The following is a 19,186-nucleotide window of genomic DNA, read 5'->3' on the forward strand; positions in this document are numbered from 1 at the left end:
AAGCCGCGGTGCGATCGGGTAAGCTCGCTTGCACGAAGTTTCACGATCACTCATCAAATGACTCAATCCACAGGCCCCGATCCGCGCGGCAATCCGGGCGGCGAACCGGGCGGCGAACCGGACGCGCCCCAGCGGCGGCGGCCGCAGCCGAAAATCGTCGCCCGCTTCGTGGCGATCTCCTGGCGCGACCTGGCGCTCACCTTCGGGCCCATCCTGCTGGTCTGCGCCGCCGCGCTCTACCTGGCCGTCCGGCTGATCCAGCCCGCGCCGCCGAACACGCTGACCCTCGCGGCCGGCCCGAAGGGCAGTTCGTTCTGGAACGCCGCGCAGAAGTACAAGACGATTCTCGCGCGCAACCGCGTCACGCTGAACGTGCTGGAAACCCAGGGCTCGCTCGACAACCTGACGCGCCTGGAAGCCCCCGATTCGAAGGTCGATGTCGGCTTCGTGCAGGGCGGCCTGACCAAGCCGGGCGAGACGCACGACAACCTGGAATCGCTCGGCAGCGTGTCGTACGTGCCGCTCGCGGTGTTCTACCGCAGCCCGACGGTCGTCAACCGGCTGTCCGAGCTGAAGGGCAAGCGCCTGGCGATCGGCGCGGAGGGCAGCGGCTCGCGCGTGCTGGCGCTCACGCTGCTGAAGGCGAACGGCATCGAACCGGGCGGCGACACGGAACTGCTGCCGCTCGCCGGCGACGAAGCCGCGCAGGCGCTCGAAGCCGGGCGCGTCGACGCCGTCTTCCTCGCGGGCGATTCCGCCCAGCCGCCGACAATGGCCAAGCTCCTGCGCACGCCCGGCATCCGCTTCATGGATTTCGCCCAGGCCGACGCCTATGCGCGCCGCTTCCCCTATCTCACCGAGATCCAGCTGCCGATGGGCGCGTTCGACTTCGCGCGCAACCTGCCGCCGCGCCCGGTGCACATGATCGCGCCGACAGCCGAACTGGTCGCGCGCGACAGCCTGCATCCGGCCTTGTCGGATCTGCTGATCGAGGCGGCGCGCGAAGTGCATGGCCGCGCGAATCTCTTGCAACGCGCGAACGAGTTTCCGGCGCCGCTCGTCCACGAATTCCGCATCAGCGACAACGCCGAGCGTTATTACAAATCGGGCAAGAGCTTTCTGTACCGCTCGCTGCCGTTCTGGCTCGCCAGTCTCGCGGACCGCGCGGTGTGGCTGCTGGTGCCGCTGATCGTGGTCCTGATTCCAGGCCTGCGGCTGGTGCCGGGGCTGTACCGGTGGCGGGTGAAATCGCGCATCTACCGCTGGTATGGCGCGCTCATTGCGATAGAGCGGGAAGCGATCAACGGTCCCGACCTCGCGCAGCGGGATGCGTTGCTCGACCGTATCGACGCGATCGAAACCGCCGTGAACCGGATGAAGATGCCGCTCGCCTTCGCGGATCAGTTCTATGTGCTGCGCGAGCACATCGGTTTCGTGCGGCAGCGGCTGGCGAATGCACCGGCGGCGGCGCCCGGCAGTGGGGCAGGCGACGCGAAGGACGGCAGCCCCGAAGGCGACGTGGCGCAGGCCGATTCCCCGGCCATCGCAACGCAGGCAGACACCGGGCCGCGCAGCACATAATATCGATAGCAGCGACGTTGCAAAGCGCGCCGTTCCGCTCTCGCCAACCGGGCTGGACGCCGCGCACGACGAATAACAGACGCAGCCCGGGTGTCCGCCGCGTGGGACCGCCAGGGAAAATCAGGGAGAGGCAACATGAGTGCCCCGCTTTCGAGCAATTCCAGTCAGCCGTACTTTTTCTTCGATTTCATTTCGCCGTTTTCGTACCTGCTGCTCGAGCAGCACGAGAAATGGCCCGACATGCCCTTCGAACTCGTGCCCGTCCAGTTGATGACGCTGCTCGAACGCTGGGGCCAGCCGCACGCCGCGACGATTCCCTCCAAGCGCGTCTTCACCTACCGCCATGCGCTGTTCCGGGCGGAGCAACTGGGCATTCCCTTCAAGATGCCTCCCGCCCATCCGTTCGATCCCGCCAAGGCGCTGCGGCTCGCAGTGTTGGCGAACGGCGAGATCAACTGCGTGCGGGAGATCTTCCGCTACATCTGGCGCGAAGGGCGCGATCCCGCCACCAGGGACGGCTTTCGCGGACTGTGCGAGCACGTCGGCATGCCGGACGCGGTGGCGCGCGTGGAAGACGAGGACATCAAGGCGAAGCTGCGCGACAACAATGACCGGGCGGTCCAGATGGGCGTGTTCGGGGTGCCGACCTTCCTCGTCAACGAGCAGATCTTCTGGGGCGAGGACACGCTGCCGATGGTGCTGTATGTCGCGCGGTCGCCGAACTGGCTGGACGGCAAGGAGGTGAAGCGCATCAGTGCCTTGCCGACCGCGCCACGGGACGCCGATTTCGCCTGACGCGACTGGATGAGGCTCGAAATACCGGGAAGGCGTCCGTACGCGACGAACCGCGCCGGCGCCTATCTCATAAATAGCGCTCCCGCTATGGCGTCAAAAAGGGATAAGCGGTTTACTTCGGAACAGGCTGCGTGACATATCGGTGACCTGGGCGTTTCCGGACGTCCGGGCAGCGTCGCGCGCGGCGCGCGGACGCACACGAACACTGACGGACGCGCGTTCTCGGCCTGACCGAACCCATCGCCCGATCATGAACGAACCCGCCGACTCCCTCGATATCTGGCTCATCCGCGTGCTGCGCACCTTGTTGCAGGAGCGCAGCGTCACGCAAACAGCGCAGCGGCTGAACCAGACCCAGCCGGCTATCAGCACGGCGCTGCGCCGCCTGCGCGAGATCCTGAACGACCCGATCCTGGTGCGCGGCAAGCAGGGCATGGTGCCGACCGAATACGGCGAGTCGCTGCTGGCGCCGGCCCAGCGGGCGCTGCGCGAAGTGGAATTCGTCGCGACCCCGCACGGCGACTTCGATCCGGCCAGTTCGCGCCGCACCTTCCGCCTCGCCGCCCCCGACTACCTGAACGACTTCTTCATGCCGACGCTCGTCGCCGCCTTTCGCGACGCGGCGCCGCACGCCCGGCTGGAGATCGAGTCCCTGAATCCGATGCGCGATCACGAGCGCATGCTCGACCAGGGCGAGATCGACGTGATGGTCGCGAACTGGACCAAGCCCGAGCCGCGCTTCGAACGCCGCGACCTGTTCTCCGACGTCTTCGTCTGCCTGATGCGCGCGAACCATCCGCTCGCCCGCGAGCCGCTCACCATCGACCGCTATGCACGCGCCGCGCATCTCGCGCCCACGCCGTACAGCGGCGGCCGGCGGCATCCGATCGACATCGGACTGGCGCGGGCGGGCATCGAGCGGCGCATCGTCACGACGATCCCCTACTTCGGCCTGGTGCCGCAGGTGCTGCTGCAGTCAGACCTGATCTTCACGGCGCCGCGCCGCTTCGCGCAGCACTATGCGTCGATGCTGCCGCTCGCCGTGCTCGAATCGCCGGTGCCGTTTCCGCGCATCAAGTGCTACCAGCTGTCGCTGCCGCAACCCGATCAACCCACCGATGTCGCGTGGCTGCGCACCCTGATTTCGACGGTGTCCGCCTCCCTCACGGGCAGGAAAGGCGCGGCGACCGCGTTCAGCGCGCCCGACACACCCGACGCATCCGGTACGGACGACAGCGCCGAACTCGGCGAACTGGCGAAGTAAAACTGCCGAAGCGAGCGCGCGGGCGGCGCGGCGGCTGGACTTTCGGTAGTATCCGAAGCGAATCGCCGCCCTCCGTCCGACCCCGACCGTTCCCATGGATGCTCTCGACAAACTGATCCAGCTGGCGAATCTGTCCGGCGCGCTCGATCTGCGCTGCCTGCTGAGCGGACCGCTCGAACTCGATCACGCGCCCGCGCCGGCGGGCGAAGCGGTTTATCACGTCGTGCTGGACGGGGCCTGCGCGGTCCTGCGTCCGGGTCACGCGCCGCTCGAACTGCGCGCCGGCGATATCTTCGTCCTGCCGCGCGGCGACGCGCACGTGCTGAGCATCGAGGCGCGCGCTGCCGGCGCCTTGCGTATTGAAGCTCATGGGGAGGTGGAGAAGCGCCACAACGGCGCAGTGATCGTGAAGAGCAATTGCAGCGAGCGCGATCCGGCGGTCGACCTGCTGTGCGGCCGCTTCCTGTACGCACCGCGCGCCTTGCTCGTCGATGTCCTGCCGGACGTCGTGCATGTGTCGTTCTCGCGCACGTCCGCGCCCTATCTCGATCCGCTCGTGCAGACCATGCGGCGCGAAGCCGAGGATGCACAACTGGGCGCGCCGTCGATCGTCACGGCACTCTCCACCGCACTCTTCACGATGGTGCTGCGCGCGTGGCTGGCCAGCCAGCCGTCGCTCGCGGGCGTGCTCGGCCTGCTGTCGAACCGGCGGCTCGGAGCATCGATCATCGCGATGCTGGAGCGCCCCGCCGAGCCCTGAACACTGGAGATGCTGGCCAGGGAAGCGGCGATGTCGCGCGCCACCTTCATGCGCGCCTTCTCCGCGCATTCGGAGAGCTCGCCGCTGGCGTTGCTGAGCCACGTCCGCATGCAGCTTGCGAGCACGATGCTGACACGGACCCGCAAAAGCATTGCGGACGTCGCGGCGGATGTCGGCTATCAGTCAGAGGCCGCCTTCAGCAAGCGTTTCAAGGAACTCTACGGCGTGGCGCCGGGACGCTTCCGGCAGGCCAACGGCATTACTTGAGCGTCGTCGTCACGCGGTTGCGCGGACGGTCTTCCACGCATCGGCGCCATAGCGCGCGGTCATCTCGCGCACGCGCAGCAGCTGCGCGGTGACTGCCAGCGCGATCGAGCCGGGCGCCTTGTCGACGATGCCTTCCACGCCGATCGGACAGGTGATCTCCGCCAGCCGGTCCGCCGCGACGCCGCGCTCCAGCAGACGGCGCTCGAACTTCACGCGCTTGGTCTTCGAGCCGATCAGCCCGAAATACGCGAAGTCGTCGCGCCGCATGATGCGCTGCGTGAGCGAGAAATCGAGCGCGTGATCGTGCGTCATCACGATGAAGTAGGCGCCGGCAGGCGCTTCGTCGACGATGGCATCGGGCAGGTCGGTGGCTTCGACCTGCACGTTGGCCGGGACTTCGTCGGGGAACAGTTCGTCGCGCGCATCCACCCATTGCACGACGCACGGCAAGGTGCCGAGCACCTTCACGAGCGCATGACCGACATGGCCCGCGCCGAACAGGACGACGTGCATCATGAGCGTGCGCTCCTGACCGCGTTGACCGCCTTGAGAATCTCTTCGGCCGTCGCGGGCGCGTTGAGCGGCGGATTCACCGTGTGATCGCCGACTGCCGAAACGGCGTCGCGGATCGCGAAGAACACCGAGAACGGCAGCAGCAGCGGCGGCTCGCCGACCGCCTTCGAACGATGGATGCTGTCCTCGACGTTGCGGTTGTTGAACAGCTCGACGCGGAAGTCCGCGGGCATGTCGTTGGTGGTCGGGATCTTGTAGGTGGACGGCGCGTGGGTCATCAGCTTGCCCTGGTCGTTCCACCACAGTTCTTCCGTGGTCAACCAGCCCATGCCCTGCACGAACGCGCCTTCCACCTGACCCTTGTCGAGCGCGGGATTGAGCGACGCGCCTACGTCGTGCAGCGCGTCCGCGCGCAGCACGCGCATCTCGCCGGTGAGCGTGTCGATCACCACTTCCGATACCGCCGCGCCGTACGAGTAGTAGAAGAACGGACGCCCCTGCATGGTCGCCTGATCCCAGTAGAGCTTGGGCGTGGCATAGAAGCCGTCGGACCACAGCTGGACGCGCGCGAGATAGGCCTTCTGCACGACTTCGCCGAACGGAATCGCATCGCCGCCGACGATCACGCGGTCGTTCGCGAAGCGCACTTCCTCGGCTGTCACCGTGCCGCCGCCGAACTTATCGGCCGCGAACTTCGCGAGCCGCTCGCGCAACTGGCGCGCGGCGTCCTGCGCGGCCTTGCCGTTGAGGTCGGTGCCGGTGGAAGCCGCCGTCGCCGACGTGTTGGCCACCTTGCTCGTGTCCGTCGCCGTGACGCGCACGCGTTCGAAGTTCACGCCCAGTTCGTGCGCGACCACCTGCGCAACCTTCGTGTTCAAGCCCTGGCCCATTTCCGTGCCGCCGTGATTCACGAGCATGGAGCCGTCGGTATAGATGTGCACCAGCGCGCCGGCCTGGTTGAAGTGCGTCACGTTGAACGCGATGCCAAACTTCACCGGCGTCAGCGCCATGCCCTTCTTCAGGATTGTGTTGCTGGCGTTGAAGGCGTCGATGGCTTCGCGGCGGCGGCGATAGTCGCTCGTCTCTTCCAGCTCGGCGATCAGTTCGTGGATGACGTTGTCTTCGACCGTCTGCCCGTACGGCGTCTGGTTGTTGTCCGTCTTGCTGTAGAAATTCGCGCGGCGCACGTCGAGCGAATCGCGGCCGACCGCACGCGCGACGTTGTCCATGATGTATTCGATCGCGAACGCGCCCTGCGGCCCGCCGAAGCCGCGGAACGCGGTGTTCGACTGCGTGTTGGTCTTGCCGCAATAGCCTTCGATCTTCACGTCCGACAGCCAGTAGGCGTTGTCGAAGTGGCAGACGGCGCGCGTCATCACGGGGCCGGACAGGTCGGCGGAAAAGCCGCAGCGCGACGTCATGTCGACGGCCACGCCTTCGATCTTGCCGTCGTCGTCGTAACCGACTTCGAAGTCATAGATGAAGTCATGGCGCTTGCCGGTGATCATCATGTCGTCGTCGCGGTCCGGGCGCAGCTTCACCGGGCACAGCAGCTTCCACGCGGCCAGCGCCGCGCAGCACGCGAAAATGCCCGACTGCGATTCCTTGCCGCCGAAGCCGCCGCCCATGCGCCGGCATTCGACCAGCACGTTGTGCGAATGCACCTTCAGCACGTGGGCAACGAGATGCTGCATTTCCGTCGGGTGCTGCGTCGAGCAGTAGACGTGCATGCCGTCGTCGTCCTTCGGCACGGCGTAGGCAATCTGGCCTTCCAGATAGAACTGTTCCTGGCCGCCCAGCTTCATCGCGCCGCGCTCGTGATGCGCGGCCTGCGCCATGCGGCCGGCGGCGTCGCCACGGGAGAGCTTCAGCGGGTTCAGCACGTAGGACTCGGCCTTGCGCGCGTCGGCCGGCGTGAGCACCGGCACGAGATCCTCGAACTCGATCTTCGCGCGGCGCGCGGCGAGACGCGCGGTGTCGTGCGACGTCGCGACGACGATGAACATCGGCTGGCCGACGAACTGCACGATGCCCTGCGCGAGCACCGGATCGTCGTGGATGATCGGGCCGCAGTCGTTGACGCCGGGAATGTCGTCGGCGGTGAAGACGGCGACGACGCCCGGCGTCGCGCGCACGGCGTCGAAGTTCATCGACACGATCTTCGCGTGCGCCTTCGGACTCGTGCCGAGCGCCGCGTGCAGCGTGCCCGCGACGATCGGAATGTCGTCGGTGTAGCTGGCGCGCCCGCTCACGTGCAGATGCGCCGACTCATGCGGACGCGACACGTGGACCTGCTTGAAATCGTCCGCTTCGTTCGCGAGCGACTTGGCTTCGGCGAGGAAAGCTTCTGCTTGCTGATTCATGTTCGTGTCCCCTTCTTACTTCGCTTCGACCAGTTCGATGGCGCGCACATCCAGCTTCGACTTGTCCAGCGGATCGTTCGGACGCGTCTCCAGCCAGAACCGATACAACAGGCTCTTGGCCGTGTCGAGACGGTAGTCGCTGCTCGCGCGCATGTCGGTGAGCGGCTGGTAGTCCTTGCTCAATGCGATCATCGCGGCCTGGACGGTGGCTTCGTGCCACTGGGCATCGGCGAGAATGGCTTCGGCGTGCGCGGCGCGCTTCGGCGTCGCGGCCATGCCGCCGTAGGCCAGGCGCGGCTCGCGAATGAATTCGCCATCGGCGATGAACGAGAACGCGGCGTAGACGGCGGAAATGTCGGAGTCGAAGCGCTTCGAGAGCTTGTACGCGCGGAACTGGCGCTTCGCATGCTGGCCCGCGCGGGTCGGCACCCGGATGGCCGCGACGAATTCATTCGCCGCCATGTCCTTCTTCTGATACGCGATATACAGGTCTTCGAGCGGCATCTCGCGCGTGCCGTTCACGCTCTGCAGCACGACGCGCGCATTCAGCGCGATGAGACCGGGCATCGAATCGCCGATCGGCGAGCCGTTGGCGACGTTGCCGCCGAGCGTTCCCGCATTGCGGATCGGCAGCGACGCGAAGCGCAATTGCGTTTCCTCGAGTTCCGGATACGTCTTGACGAGTTCCGCGTAGGCGCGTTCGAGCGACACGCCCGCGCCGATCTCGATCCACTCGCCGGTCGTCTCCAGGCGCTTGAGCGCGTCGATCTGCCCGACATAGGCGATGTCGCCGAGATCGCGCAACTGCTTCGTCACCCACAGACCGACGTCCGTGCTGCCCGAGAGAATCCGCACGTCCGGATTGCTGTCCTTGAGCGCGGCGAGCGCCTCGACGGTGCGGGGCGCGTCGAAACGGCGGCCCGCGTGTTCGTAATGGAAGGTATCGGTGCGGCGGATGCTGTCGAGCGAACGCGCGAGCGCCGGGACGTTGACGGGCGCGAGCGGCGCGTGATCGAACATCTGCTCGGCGGCGTCGATGATCGGCCGATAGCCCGTGCAGCGGCACAGGTTGCCGGTCAGCGCGTCGCTGATTTCCTGGCGCGAGGGCTTCGACTTCTCGCAGGCGCCTGCACAACCGGTGGTCGCATGACCGTGCTTTTCGTACAGCGCGAACATCGACATGGCAAAACCCGGGGTGCAAAAACCGCACTGCGAGCCATGGCAGTCCACCAAGGCGCGCTGCACCGGATGCAGCGTGCCGTCGGGCTGGCGCAGGTCTTCGACGGTGAAGAGCGCGCGGCCGTCGAGCGTCGGCAGGAACTGCACGCACGAATTGACGGCCTTGAACGCGACGCCGCCCCGGCCGTCCGGCTCGCCGATGACCACGGTGCACGCGCCGCAGTCGCCTTCCGCGCAGCCTTCCTTGGTGCCGGTGCAGCGCGCGTCTTCGCGCAGGTATTGCAGGACGGTGCGCGTCGTCGCTGCGTCGCTCACTTCCTGGATCGCGTTGCGGTGATAGAAGCGGATCGGCTGGCTCATGGGGATGTGGGCTCTTCGATGCTGTTCTGCTGGTTGCGCGGGGTGCGCAGCCGGTGGCATGCGCGACAGGGACGAACGGTCGGGCCGGTCCTGTCGCCTCGATGGTTCAAAAGCTATCACTGCCAAAATCCGCAACCCATAGGTGACATTGCATGGTGGGCATACTCCTGTCCCGATATGCCGTCAAAGCCTTACGCGACAAGGCGTCGGCCGATGCCTTCCGATCGTTCGGACAGGCGGTTTGTCCTACCTGGTTACAAAACCGGTGCGACGCTGCGACGCAACATATGTAACAATCACGCCTTCGCGCCGAATACAAGTCCGCACTTTCCCTATGTCCACCGAGCCCCGCTCCGCCGCCGCGTCACAAAGCGACTTCGCCGTCACGCTGCGCATCCTGCCTGTCGTGCTGTACACGTTCCTGTGCTACCTGACCATCGGCATTCCGCTGGCGGTGCTGCCGGGCTTCGTGCATACGGATCTCGGCTATGGCTCGGTGATGGCCGGCGCGGCGATCAGCGTGCAGTATCTGGCCACCCTGATGTCGCGACCGCTCGCGGGCCGCACCGCCGACACCCTCGGTCCCAAGAAGACCGTGCTGTACGGACTCGCGGCGTGTGCCGTGAGCGGCGTGCTGCTGCTGGGCTCGGCGCTCGCGGCGCAATGGCATGTGGCGAGCCTGGTGCTGCTGGTGATCGCGCGGCTCGTGCTCGGCTTCGGCGAAAGCTGGGTGGGCACCGGTTCGATCACGTGGGGCATCGGGCGCGTGGGCGTGACGAACAACGCGAAGGTGATCTCGTGGAACGGCATCGCGACGTATGGGGCGCTGGCGATCGGCGCGCCGCTGGGCGTGGCGATCGATCATGCGCTGGGGTTCGCGGTGCTCGGGCTGCTCGTGATCGCACTGGGCGGCTTCGGCTACTGGCTCGCGACGCGCATGGCCAGCGTACCGGTCGTGCATGGCGAGCGCATGTCGTATCGCAGCGTGTTCTTTCGCGTGCTGCCGCATGGCCTCGGCCTGGCGCTCGGTTCGGCGGGCTTCGGTTCGATCGCCACCTTCATCACGCTGTACTACGCGGCGCACAACTGGCCGAACGCGGCGCTGTCGCTCACCGTGTTCGGCACGATGTTCATCGGCGCGCGCCTGCTGTTCGCCAACACGATCAAGGCCTATGGCGGCTTTCGGGTGGCAATCGTGTCGTTCGCGTTCGAATGCGCCGGCCTGCTGATGCTGTGGCTCGCCGCGGAACCGACCTTCGCGCTCGCGGGCGCGGCGCTGACCGGCTTCGGCTTCGCGCTCGTGTTTCCAGCGCTCGGCGTGGAAGCGGTCGGACTCGTGCCGCCGGCGAGCCGGGGCGCGGCATTGTCGGCTTATTCGGTGTTCCTGGATTTGTCGCTCGGGCTGACCGGGCCGCTCGCCGGGTATGTCGCGGGTGAATTCGGCTACGGCTCGGTGTTCCTGTTCGCCGCGCTGGCGGCGGCCGCGGCGGTGGCGCTTTCCGTGGCGCTGTATGTGCGCACGGGACGCGGCGTGGGCGGGCCGGCGACGGCTTGACGGCTTCTGCGATCGGCAAGCGGCTGCAATCCTGATTCCAATGCGGGGATCACCGCATTCCGGCAAGGCCCTCCCGGGCGATTCCGATCCCGCGCACAGGCAACGACGCCCAGCGCATGAGCGATGAACGCCGGATCGTCGCCGCTGTCCTGAAGGCAGGCTTTCGAATACCCGGCGATGTCCTCTTCGGTACGCAGACGACCGGCGGAATCCCACGGTCTTGTCCTGATCCTGCCTGACGTCATTGCCTGCTCCATGTGAAGGCGAAGTGTGGATCGAGTGAACCGAAGGACGTGCGAAAGCCGCTCCGAAACCACGTGATCGCAGACAGGATAAGAATCCGCGCGACCTTCGTCATCGAGGTTTGTCTTAAAATCGCCGCTTGGCCCCTCTGCGTCCGCTTATGAACTCGACATCGGAAGACCGTTGGCGCGACTTGCGCCCGGACCCGGACAGCGACACCCCGCTCTATCTCCAGCTCGCCCGCAAGCTCGCCAACGCCATCCACGAGAATCGCTGGAACGCAGGCGAGGCACTGCCCTCCGAACGCGTCCTGTCCGATGCACTCGGCGTATCGAGGATCACCTCGCGCAAGGCCATCGCGCTGCTCGTCGAGCAAGGGCTGATCCGGCGCGAGCAAGGCGCGGGCAGCTTCATCACGCCGCGCTATGAAGACCCGCTCTCGCGTCTGTCGAGCTTTTCGGAGATGCTCAGGCGGCGCGGCTTCACCCCCAGTTCCAAGTGGCTCTCGCGCAGCATCGAGCCCGCCAATCGCGAAGAGGTCATCCAGCTCGGCCTCTCGCCCGCCGCCGCGGTGACGCGCCTGAAGCGCCTGCGTCTCGCCGACGACATCGTCATGGCCGTCGAGAACTCCACCTTTCCGGCCGCCTGCATTCCCGAGCCGCAGGCCATCGGCGATTCGCTCTACAGCTATCTCGACTCGCGCGGCCTCTCGATCGTGCGCGCGCTCCAGCACTTCCGCGCGGTGAACGCGAGCCAGGAGATCGCCGCGCAGATGGGCATCGCGCCGCACGACGCGCTGCTGCTCATCACGCGCGTCGGCTATACGGCGGACCAGCGCGCCATCGAACTCACCGACACCTACTGTCGCAACGACTACTACGACTTCGTCGCGGAACTCCGCAAATAAGCGCCCCATGACCGATATCGCCACACGCACGCCGTCCGACCGCTCGCTTTCAGTCATGCTGTGGATCGTCGCGACGGGCTTCTTCATGCAGACGCTGGACTCGACGATCGTCAACACCGCGCTCCCCGCGATGGCCCGCAGCCTCGGCGAAGCGCCGCTGCGCATGCAGGGCGTCGTGATCGGGTATTCGCTCACGATGGCGATGATGATCCCCGTCTCCGGCTGGCTCGCGGACAAGCTCGGCACGCGGCGCGTGTTCTTCAGCGCGATCCTCGTGTTCACCATCGGCTCCCTGCTCTGCGCCAAGGCCCAGTCGCTGCAGGCGCTGGTGGCGTTCCGCGTCGTGCAGGGCATCGGCGGCGCGATGCTGCTGCCGGTCGGCCGGCTCGCGGTGCTGCGCGTGTTTCCCGCCGAACGCTATCTGTCGGCGCTGGCCTTCGTCGCGATTCCGGGGCTGATCGGTCCGCTCATTGGTCCGACGCTCGGCGGCTGGCTCGTGCAGATCGCCTCGTGGCACTGGATCTTCCTGATCAACGTGCCGGTGGGCATCGTCGGCTGCATCGCCACCAACATGTACATGCCCGACAGCCGCAATCCCGCCGTTGCGCCCTTCGATCTCGCCGGCTACCTGCTGCTGGCGATCGGCATGGTGTCGCTCACGATCTCGCTCGACGGGCTCGCCGATCTCGGCTTGCAGCACGCCGTTGTCATCGTGCTGCTGGTGCTGTCGTTCGGCTGCTTCGTCGCCTACGGCCTGCACGCGACACGCGCCGCCCAGCCGATCTTCTCGCTCGATCTGTTCAAGATCCACACCTTCAGCGTCGGGCTGCTCGGCAATCTGTTCGCGCGGATCGGCAGCGGCGCGATGCCGTATCTGATTCCGCTGCTGCTGCAGGTGAGTCTCGGCTACACGGCGTTCCAGGCGGGGATGATGATGCTGCCTGTGGCTGCCGCCGGCATGCTGTCCAAGCGCGTGGTGACGCGGCTGATCGAGCGGCGCGGCTACCGGCGCGTGCTGGTGGTGAACACGGTGCTCGTCGGGCTGATGATGGCGAGCTTCTCGCTCGCCAGCGCGCATCAGCCGCTGTGGCTGCGGCTCGTGCAGCTGGCGGTGTTCGGCGCGGTCAACTCGGTGCAGTTCACGGCGATGAACACGCTCACGCTGAAGGATCTCGGCACGGGTGGCGCGAGCAGCGGCAACAGCCTGTTCTCGCTCGTGCAAATGCTTTCGATGAGCCTGGGCGTGACCGTCGCCGGCGCGATTCTCTCGACCTTCACCAGTCTGCTGCCGCAGGTGACCGCGTCGAATTCGCTGCCGGCCTTTCACGCGACGTTCCTGTGCGTCGGCGTCATCACGGCGGCGACGGCGTGGATCTTCGGCCAATTGGCGCCCGAAGTGCGTTCGGCGCCACGCAAGCCCGATCCATCGGAAGCCAACTAGACTGCGCACCGGGACCGCGCACCGCGCCGGTGCCCGCGCGCACAGCGGCGCGGCGTGCGCTCCCGGGCGCGCAGCATGATTCGCGTATCTGCACACGAATTGTCGCGGGCATTGCGCCGCAAGCCTGCCGGAAGCCGCTTGCGGCTTGAATTTGCACGCTTTTTGCTCAAACGGAGGTAAGCCGTTCCTGTAAACTAGCGCTGTTCAGTTTCCCTGCCCCGATGCCTCGACACCATGAGCATGGTTGATCTCGACCCTCCCCGCTTTCAGCCGCCGCGCCCCGTCGCCGGCGACGACGGCTCGCGACGCACCGTGCTGTACGGCGAATACACCGTCTTCAGCGTATTTCAGCCCGTGTTCTCGGTGTCGCACCGGCGCGCCATCGGCTATCACGCTTCGCTGCGCGCCCGCGACGACACACATCGTCATGTGCCGTCGCACGAAGTATTCACCCAGGCCGCGCGGCGCGGCGATCTGCTCGAACTCGGACGGCTCGCCGAATCCCTTCATCTTGGCAATTTCAACGCATTCGACAGCCATGACGAATGGCTCTTCCTGAGCCTGCATCCCGCCGCGCTGATGGACATGAGCTACGGCGACGCTCTGGTCGCGGCGCTGAAGGACATTGGACTGTTGCCGCAGCGCGTAGTGCTGGAGGTGCCCGAGCAGGCCGGCGGCGAAACGACGCGCTTTACCGAGATCATCGATTCGCTGCGCAAGTCGGGCTTCCTGATTGCGCTGGACGGTTTCGGCGTCAAGCATTCGAACATCGATCGCGTGTGGCAATTGCGGCCGGACATCGTGACGCTCGACCGCTGCATCCTTCAGCAGGCCACCGAGCATTCGCATATCGAGCGCGTGCTGCCGCGGCTCGTGTCGCTGCTGCACGAGTCCGGCCAGCTCGTGCTGATGGGCGGTCTTTCGACCGAACGTGATGCGTTGATCGCGCTGGAGTGCAACGTGGATTTCGTGCAGGGCGCATATTTCGCGCAGCCGAGCGTCGATGCCGTGCATCCGCAGGTTGCGGCAAGCGTGATGGATGCGTTGACGGCGGCATCGCGCGAGCGCATCGGCGCGCGCGACCGCGCCCAGGCAACGCGTCTCGAACCGTATGTGAGCGGGCTCGAACGGGCGTCGGTGAAACTGATGGAGGGTGAAACGCTCGTTGCCGCTACGAGCGAACTGCTGCAACTCGCCGACACCGCCCGCTGCTTCCTGCTCGATCAGGCCGGACGGCAGATCGGCGATAACGTGGTGCCCATCGTGCGCACGTCGCAGCGCGCGAAACGCTTCAGCCCGCTGCTGCATTCCGAAGGCGCGAGCTGGGAGCGGCGCCCGTATTTCATCGAGGCGCTGCGCGCGCCGGGACGGGTTCAGTTGACGGCGCCGTATCTGTCGATCAACGAGGCGCATCTGTGCGTGACGGCGTCGATCGCGGCGCAGACGCCTTATGGGTTGCAGGTGCTGTGCGTCGACATCAACTGGGAAGCGATGCCGCGACGGCGGTAGCGGGTTGCGCGTTGCGCCTGATTGACGGAGCGGGAGCCTTCCATCGGGGAGGCTTTTTCGTTTCTGGAATCAGGCGTTGTGGTCGGGTTCGGGACGGACGAGATCGAAGCCCGCCAGCATGATCACGCCGGACAGCACGATCAGCGCGACGGAATGACGTCCGAAATACAGCAGCGCGGCGGCGGACCAGGCTGCGACGCATAGGCCTGCGAGGTGTCTCATGGCGGTGGTGCGGGGATCCAAAGCGATATTTTAGGGTTTTGGGATTTGTCGCGCTGGGATGGGGCGGCGTAGTCTGCTAAGGTTCGTAAAACTACGTGGAGCGGGTGAGAAAAGCGTAGCGCCGCCCGGGAAACCGGGTCCCACCTGGAGTGGGTGTTTCACCTCACGGTGAATAGAGAGTCCCGCGTACAACGGCTGCCCTTGGGCAGCCGTTGGTCTTTTGAGCTCGACTCCTCCCCGCCGCACATAAGTGTCATTGTCCGAGCTCCAAAAACAAAAAAGCCGCATCGAACTGAATCGATGCGGCTCTTGCCGAAGCGACCCACCGGGCCGCAACAACCCAAAACTTACGCGCCGAAATTCTGCGCAGCGAAGTCCCAGTTCACGATGTTCCAGTAAGCCTCGATGAACTTCGGACGCGCATTGCGATAGTCGATGTAATACGCGTGTTCCCACACGTCGATGGTCAGCAGCGCCTTGGCGTCCGTCGTGAGCGGCGTGGCGGCGTTGCTGGTCGACACGATGTCGAGGCTGCCGTCGGTCTTCTTCACGAGCCAGGTCCAGCCCGAACCGAACGTGCCGGTGGCAACCTTGGCGAACTCTTCCTTGAACTTGTCGAACGAGCCGTACTTCGCGTTGATCGCGTCAGCCAGCGCGCCGGTGGGTGCGCCGCCGCCCTGAGGCGACAGGCTGTTCCAGAAGAACGTGTGGTTCCAGACCTGAGCGGAGTTGTTGAACACGCCACCCGAAGACTTCTTCACAATTTCTTCGAGCGACAGGTTCTCGAATTCAGTACCCGGAATCAGCTTGTTCAGGTTGGTCACATAGGTCTGGTGATGCTTGCCATAGTGATACTCGAGCGTTTCTTCCGACATGTGCGGAGCGAGCGCGTTCTTTTCGAACGGCAGCGGCGGGAGCTTATGTTCCATGATGCGAGCCTTCCTTTCTATGTGGAATGTGTGTTTGCGGGGGAGTGAGGCAGTGGAGCAATGGATTGTAGGCGAGTTGGGATAACCCAGCAAACCGTGTGCCCTTTATGAGTAAGATCGATTTCCAATCGCCTTGGACGGCGTAAAAAGTGCTTCCACGGGCTGCACGGCGTCCTTGAATGTACGCCTGAACACGCCAGTTTTCAGGCATCAGAATTCATCTGACAGACGCGGCTGGACATCGGCGAGCAACACATCCGCCGATCCTTCCGCCAGATGCACCGTCAGCGGACGCTTCGGTTTCAATGCGTTCGGCGCACGCAGCGCGCGTCCCGTCTGGGCATCGATCAACGCCGCATAGCCGCGTTCCAGCGTGCGCTGCGGACTGAGCACCTGCAAGCGCGCCGCGAGTTCCGACACACACGCGCGCTCGCGCTCCGCACGGCGCTCGTGCGCGCGTTGCAGGCGCTGCGCGAGCCTCGACACCTGCTCGCGCGCCGCAGCGACATCCGGGCGTTTGCGCTGCCAGCGATACTGAACCAGCGCGAAGTGCGCGCGCGCATCGCGCACGGGCCGCGCCCCCGCCGACACCAGACGCCCCGACAGTTGCCGCAAATGTTCACGCTGCCGCGCCAGCCGCTCAGCGGGACTCACGAGCCGGCGCGCCAGCCAGTCGAGCTGCTGGGCACGGCGTTCCATCGCCCGGCCGAAACCGCGCGCGAGCGCCGCATGACGATGATCGAGTTCGCGCAACAACAGCACGCGTTGCGGACTCACGAGTTCGGCGGCGGCCGTGGGCGTCGGGGCGCGGACATCGGCGGCGAAATCGGCGATGGTGAAATCCGTTTCGTGGCCGACGCCGCTCACCACCGGCAACGCGCTCTCCGCAATCGCGCGGGCCAGCACTTCCTCGTTGAAGGCCCACAGATCCTCGATCGATCCGCCGCCGCGGCACACGATCAGCACATCCACCTCGCGCCGCGCGTTGGCAGCTTCGACCATCGCGGCGAGCTTCGCGCTGACGCCCGCGCCCTGCACCGGCGCCGGATACACCACCACCGGCACGTGCGGCGCGCGCCGCGCAAGCGTCGTGAGCACGTCGCGCAGCGCCGCCGCCTGCAACGACGTCACGATGCCGATGCCGCGCGGATGCGACGGCAGCGCGCGCTTGCGCTCGGCCGCGAACAACCCTTCGCCTTCGAGCTGCGCCTTGAGCCGCAGGAACGCTTCGTAGAGCCGCCCCTGACCGGTACGCCGCACCGCCTCGACGTTCAGTTGCAGTTCGCCGCGCGGCTCGTACATCGTGACGAGCGCGCGCACCTCGATGCGGTCGCCTTCGCGCGGCGTGAACTCGGCGTATTGCGCGCGGCCGCGGAACATCACGCAGCGCATCTGCGCGCCCGCGTCCTTGATCGAGAAATACCAGTGGCCGCTCGCCGCCCGCGTGAAGTTCGACACCTCGCCCGACACCCAGACGAGCGGAAAGCTGCGCTCGAGCATCGAACTGATCGCGCGATTGAGCGCGGATACGGGAATGACGGCTTCGCCGCCTGGCGATGGCAGGGAATCGGGAGTCATGGCTGAACCGGAAAGAAACAGGCTGCTACGGCTGATTGGCCCAATGGACAGGAACCGCTCGGCGAGGTACGGCAGTGTAACAAGTGTCCACACAGAAAGACTTACCGGCCCCATCGCCGCGCGCCCGTGAAAGCTTTAGGATTCGTCCTAAGTCGTTGATTTTGCAAAAATAGATTGATATGAGCACTGTCTTCGCCGAAGCAACTCTTTCCTGACGCGACTTGCTGCTTCCAGCTCCGGAAGTTTTTCACAGAGTTATCCACAGGCGCGCGGTGCTGAAGCCGGGCCCGGAAACGACCGGGCGACTGGCGCGCATGGCCCGCGCGCGCTAGAGTGCCGGGTTCCAGCACCGGCCCGGCACGCATGCGCAAGCGCGGCGCGTCGTCGCCATCGCCGGTCGATCCGTTCAACGCCAACCGACACTCGAGGAGCTGCCGTTGCACGCCACGCCTTATCCGCTTTGTTCCGATTCTGTCCCGCCGGCGTTCCGCGTAAAGGCGGTCCATGTCTGATTTCAAGCCGCCGGTCGAAAACTTCCTCGCCCGCGAGTGGCGCCGCCGCGGTCCGGTCGCCTGGGCGCTGACGCCCTTCGCCTGCGTGTTCGGCGCGATCGCCGCGCTGCGCCGCGCATGTTTCGAACTCGGCTGGCTCAAGCGGATCGACGTGGGCGTGCCGGTGGTCGTCGTCGGCAATGTGACGGTGGGCGGGACGGGCAAGACGCCGACCGTCATCGCGCTGGTCGAAGCGCTGCGCGCCGCCGGCTTCCAGCCGGGCGTGGTGTCGCGCGGCTACGGCGCGAAAGTGCCGAAGCCGCTGAGCGTGACGCCGGCCAGCGAGGCCGCGCAGGTCGGCGACGAACCGCTCCTGATCGCGCGCCGCACCCACGCGCCGGTGTTCGTCTGCCCGGACCGCGTGGCCGCCGCGCGAGCGCTGCTCGCGGCGCATCCGAATGTCGACGTCCTTGTGTCCGACGACGGCCTGCAGCACTATCGGCTGGCTCGCGCGTTCGAACTCGTCGTCTTCGACGATCGTCTGGGCGGCAACGGCTTCCTGCTGCCGGCGGGCCCGTTGCGCGAGCCGATGTCGCGCCGCCGCGATGCGACGCTCATCAACAGTCCCTACGAGCGCACCTTGCCGCCGTGGCCGGACACCTTCTCGCTCGACCTCGAGACTGGCGACGCATGGCTGCTCGACGATCCGTCGGTACGCCGGCCGCTCAGCGAGTTCGCCGGCGAGCGGGTGACGGCGGCGGCGGGCATCGGTTCGCCCGAGCGCTTTTTCGCGACGCTGCGCGCGGCGGGCATTACCCTCGCGACGCGCGCCTTCCCGGATCACTACGCGTATCGCGAGAATCCGTTCGCCGGCGTAGAGGCGGATGCGATCCTGATCACCGAAAAGGATGCAGTAAAATTGGGCGCCTGGCGCGACGCACGCATCTGGGTCGTTCCGGTGCAAGCCGTGCTCCGGCCGCGCCTCATCGCTCTTGTTGTGGAGAAACTCCGTGGACGCACGTCTGCTTGAAATCCTCGTTTGTCCGATCTGCAAAGGCCCGCTCAGCTATGACCGCGCCGCGCAGGAACTCGTCTGCAGCGCGGACAAACTCGCTTATCCGATCCGCGACGGCATTCCCGTGATGCTCGTCGATGAAGCGCGCCAGACCGTCGAGGGCACGCCCGTCGAACCGATCCAGCCGCTCAAGCCGGCCGGCGACGTCTGATCA

General features: G+C 66.1%; 17 protein-coding genes and 1 pseudogene. 11 read left to right on the forward strand and 7 right to left on the reverse strand.

Annotated features, from left to right (window positions below; translation table 11 throughout):
• Positions 1-57: 57 nt before the first annotated feature.
• The 5 genes from QCE64_RS10060 (at position 58) to QCE64_RS10080 (ending at position 4,667) form a co-directional block, all read left to right on the forward strand.
• On the forward strand, positions 58-1,581 hold the full coding sequence (locus QCE64_RS10060; RefSeq protein ID WP_310003658.1) for a TAXI family TRAP transporter solute-binding subunit: 1,524 nt from the start codon (positions 58-60) through the stop codon (positions 1,579-1,581).
• A gap of 135 nt (positions 1,582-1,716) precedes the next feature.
• Positions 1,717-2,376, forward strand: a complete 660-nt coding sequence (locus tag QCE64_RS10065; protein ID WP_309930810.1) for a 2-hydroxychromene-2-carboxylate isomerase — start codon at positions 1,717-1,719, stop codon at positions 2,374-2,376.
• A gap of 250 nt (positions 2,377-2,626) precedes the next feature.
• Positions 2,627-3,640 carry a LysR family transcriptional regulator gene (locus QCE64_RS10070; RefSeq protein ID WP_309918184.1) on the forward strand — a complete coding sequence of 338 codons (1,014 nt, stop codon included), beginning with the start codon at positions 2,627-2,629 and terminating at the stop codon, positions 3,638-3,640.
• A gap of 94 nt (positions 3,641-3,734) precedes the next feature.
• The gene (locus QCE64_RS10075) at positions 3,735-4,400 is read left to right on the forward strand and encodes a cupin domain-containing protein (RefSeq protein WP_310003659.1); all 666 of its coding nucleotides are present in this window, start codon (positions 3,735-3,737) and stop codon (positions 4,398-4,400) included.
• A 9-nt stretch (positions 4,401-4,409) separates the two neighbouring features.
• Positions 4,410-4,667 (forward strand): helix-turn-helix transcriptional regulator, encoded by a 258-nt coding sequence (locus QCE64_RS10080; protein ID WP_310003660.1) that lies wholly within the window; start codon positions 4,410-4,412, stop codon positions 4,665-4,667.
• Positions 4,668-4,676: 9 nt separating this feature from the next.
• On the opposite strand, the gene xdhC is transcribed toward QCE64_RS10080, so the two are convergent.
• Genes xdhC through xdhA form a run of 3 tightly spaced genes read right to left on the reverse strand, consistent with a single transcriptional unit; the run spans position 4,677 to position 9,082 of the window.
• Positions 4,677-5,183 carry a xanthine dehydrogenase accessory protein XdhC gene (xdhC, locus tag QCE64_RS10085; protein WP_309809582.1) on the reverse strand — a complete coding sequence of 169 codons (507 nt, stop codon included), beginning with the start codon at positions 5,181-5,183 and terminating at the stop codon, positions 4,677-4,679.
• On the reverse strand, positions 5,180-7,543 hold the full coding sequence (xdhB, locus tag QCE64_RS10090; RefSeq protein ID WP_310003661.1) for a xanthine dehydrogenase molybdopterin binding subunit: 2,364 nt from the start codon (positions 7,541-7,543) through the stop codon (positions 5,180-5,182). The genes xdhC and xdhB overlap by 4 nt, the downstream gene beginning before the upstream one ends.
• A 15-nt stretch (positions 7,544-7,558) precedes the next feature.
• Positions 7,559-9,082, reverse strand: a complete 1,524-nt coding sequence (gene xdhA / locus QCE64_RS10095) for a xanthine dehydrogenase small subunit (protein WP_309918192.1) — start codon at positions 9,080-9,082, stop codon at positions 7,559-7,561.
• A gap of 334 nt (positions 9,083-9,416) precedes the next feature.
• Between xdhA and QCE64_RS10100 the strand changes: the two genes are divergently transcribed.
• The gene (locus QCE64_RS10100) at positions 9,417-10,637 is read left to right on the forward strand and encodes an MFS transporter (RefSeq protein ID WP_309918195.1); all 1,221 of its coding nucleotides are present in this window, start codon (positions 9,417-9,419) and stop codon (positions 10,635-10,637) included.
• A gap of 88 nt (positions 10,638-10,725) precedes the next feature.
• Here the strand turns inward: QCE64_RS10100 and QCE64_RS10105 are convergent.
• Positions 10,726-10,882, reverse strand: a pseudogene (locus QCE64_RS10105) (DNA-binding protein); the annotation flags it as partial.
• A gap of 158 nt (positions 10,883-11,040) precedes the next feature.
• On the opposite strand from QCE64_RS10105, the gene QCE64_RS10110 reads away from it, so the two are divergent.
• From QCE64_RS10110 to QCE64_RS10120, 3 genes are all read left to right on the forward strand, one after another.
• A complete protein-coding gene (locus QCE64_RS10110) occupies positions 11,041-11,787 on the forward strand; it encodes a GntR family transcriptional regulator (RefSeq protein ID WP_309809590.1) in 747 nt (248 codons plus the stop codon).
• 7 nt (positions 11,788-11,794) lie between these two features.
• Positions 11,795-13,228: a multidrug transporter subunit MdtD gene (gene mdtD / locus QCE64_RS10115; RefSeq protein WP_309918199.1), complete on the forward strand. Its 1,434-nt coding sequence runs from the start codon at positions 11,795-11,797 to the stop codon at positions 13,226-13,228.
• Between the two features lie 234 nt (positions 13,229-13,462).
• Complete coding sequence (locus QCE64_RS10120) at positions 13,463-14,737, forward strand: EAL domain-containing protein (protein ID WP_309918202.1); 1,275 nt, start codon at positions 13,463-13,465, stop codon at positions 14,735-14,737.
• 69 nt (positions 14,738-14,806) lie between these two features.
• Here the strand turns inward: QCE64_RS10120 and QCE64_RS10125 are convergent, their stop codons facing one another.
• From QCE64_RS10125 to xseA, 3 genes are all read right to left on the reverse strand, one after another.
• Complete coding sequence (locus QCE64_RS10125; RefSeq protein WP_310003663.1) at positions 14,807-14,959, reverse strand: hypothetical protein; 153 nt, start codon at positions 14,957-14,959, stop codon at positions 14,807-14,809.
• Positions 14,960-15,306: 347 nt separating this feature from the next.
• On the reverse strand, positions 15,307-15,888 hold the full coding sequence (locus QCE64_RS10130; RefSeq protein WP_309918208.1) for a Fe-Mn family superoxide dismutase: 582 nt from the start codon (positions 15,886-15,888) through the stop codon (positions 15,307-15,309).
• Between the two features lie 210 nt (positions 15,889-16,098).
• A complete protein-coding gene (gene xseA, locus QCE64_RS10135) occupies positions 16,099-17,466 on the reverse strand; it encodes an exodeoxyribonuclease VII large subunit (RefSeq protein WP_309930819.1) in 1,368 nt (455 codons plus the stop codon).
• Between the two features lie 504 nt (positions 17,467-17,970).
• Here xseA and lpxK point away from each other — a divergent pair.
• Both lpxK and QCE64_RS10145 read left to right on the forward strand, forming a co-directional pair.
• Positions 17,971-18,987: a tetraacyldisaccharide 4'-kinase gene (lpxK, locus tag QCE64_RS10140; RefSeq protein ID WP_310003665.1), complete on the forward strand. Its 1,017-nt coding sequence runs from the start codon at positions 17,971-17,973 to the stop codon at positions 18,985-18,987.
• Positions 18,968-19,183: a Trm112 family protein gene (locus QCE64_RS10145; RefSeq protein ID WP_309809605.1), complete on the forward strand. Its 216-nt coding sequence runs from the start codon at positions 18,968-18,970 to the stop codon at positions 19,181-19,183. The genes lpxK and QCE64_RS10145 overlap by 20 nt, the downstream gene beginning before the upstream one ends.
• Positions 19,184-19,186 lie beyond the last annotated feature (3 nt).

Source organism: Caballeronia sp. LZ043 (assembly GCF_031451075.1).
Lineage (GTDB): Bacteria > Pseudomonadota > Gammaproteobacteria > Burkholderiales > Burkholderiaceae > Caballeronia.

Coding starts and splice junctions, on each gene's coding strand:
- QCE64_RS10060 (WP_310003658.1), top strand. CDS start 58: ATGACTCAATCCACAGGCCCCGATCCGCGCGGCAATCCGGGCGGCGAA.
- QCE64_RS10065 (WP_309930810.1), top strand. CDS start 1,717: ATGAGTGCCCCGCTTTCGAGCAATTCCAGTCAGCCGTACTTTTTCTTC.
- QCE64_RS10070 (WP_309918184.1), top strand. CDS start 2,627: ATGAACGAACCCGCCGACTCCCTCGATATCTGGCTCATCCGCGTGCTG.
- QCE64_RS10075 (WP_310003659.1), top strand. CDS start 3,735: ATGGATGCTCTCGACAAACTGATCCAGCTGGCGAATCTGTCCGGCGCG.
- QCE64_RS10080 (WP_310003660.1), top strand. CDS start 4,410: ATGCTGGCCAGGGAAGCGGCGATGTCGCGCGCCACCTTCATGCGCGCC.
- xdhC (WP_309809582.1), bottom strand. CDS start 5,183: ATGATGCACGTCGTCCTGTTCGGCGCGGGCCATGTCGGTCATGCGCTC.
- xdhB (WP_310003661.1), bottom strand. CDS start 7,543: ATGAATCAGCAAGCAGAAGCTTTCCTCGCCGAAGCCAAGTCGCTCGCG.
- xdhA (WP_309918192.1), bottom strand. CDS start 9,082: ATGAGCCAGCCGATCCGCTTCTATCACCGCAACGCGATCCAGGAAGTG.
- QCE64_RS10100 (WP_309918195.1), top strand. CDS start 9,417: ATGTCCACCGAGCCCCGCTCCGCCGCCGCGTCACAAAGCGACTTCGCC.
- QCE64_RS10110 (WP_309809590.1), top strand. CDS start 11,041: ATGAACTCGACATCGGAAGACCGTTGGCGCGACTTGCGCCCGGACCCG.
- mdtD (WP_309918199.1), top strand. CDS start 11,795: ATGACCGATATCGCCACACGCACGCCGTCCGACCGCTCGCTTTCAGTC.
- QCE64_RS10120 (WP_309918202.1), top strand. CDS start 13,463: ATGAGCATGGTTGATCTCGACCCTCCCCGCTTTCAGCCGCCGCGCCCC.
- QCE64_RS10125 (WP_310003663.1), bottom strand. CDS start 14,959: ATGAGACACCTCGCAGGCCTATGCGTCGCAGCCTGGTCCGCCGCCGCG.
- QCE64_RS10130 (WP_309918208.1), bottom strand. CDS start 15,888: ATGGAACATAAGCTCCCGCCGCTGCCGTTCGAAAAGAACGCGCTCGCT.
- xseA (WP_309930819.1), bottom strand. CDS start 17,466: ATGACTCCCGATTCCCTGCCATCGCCAGGCGGCGAAGCCGTCATTCCC.
- lpxK (WP_310003665.1), top strand. CDS start 17,971: ATGTCTGATTTCAAGCCGCCGGTCGAAAACTTCCTCGCCCGCGAGTGG.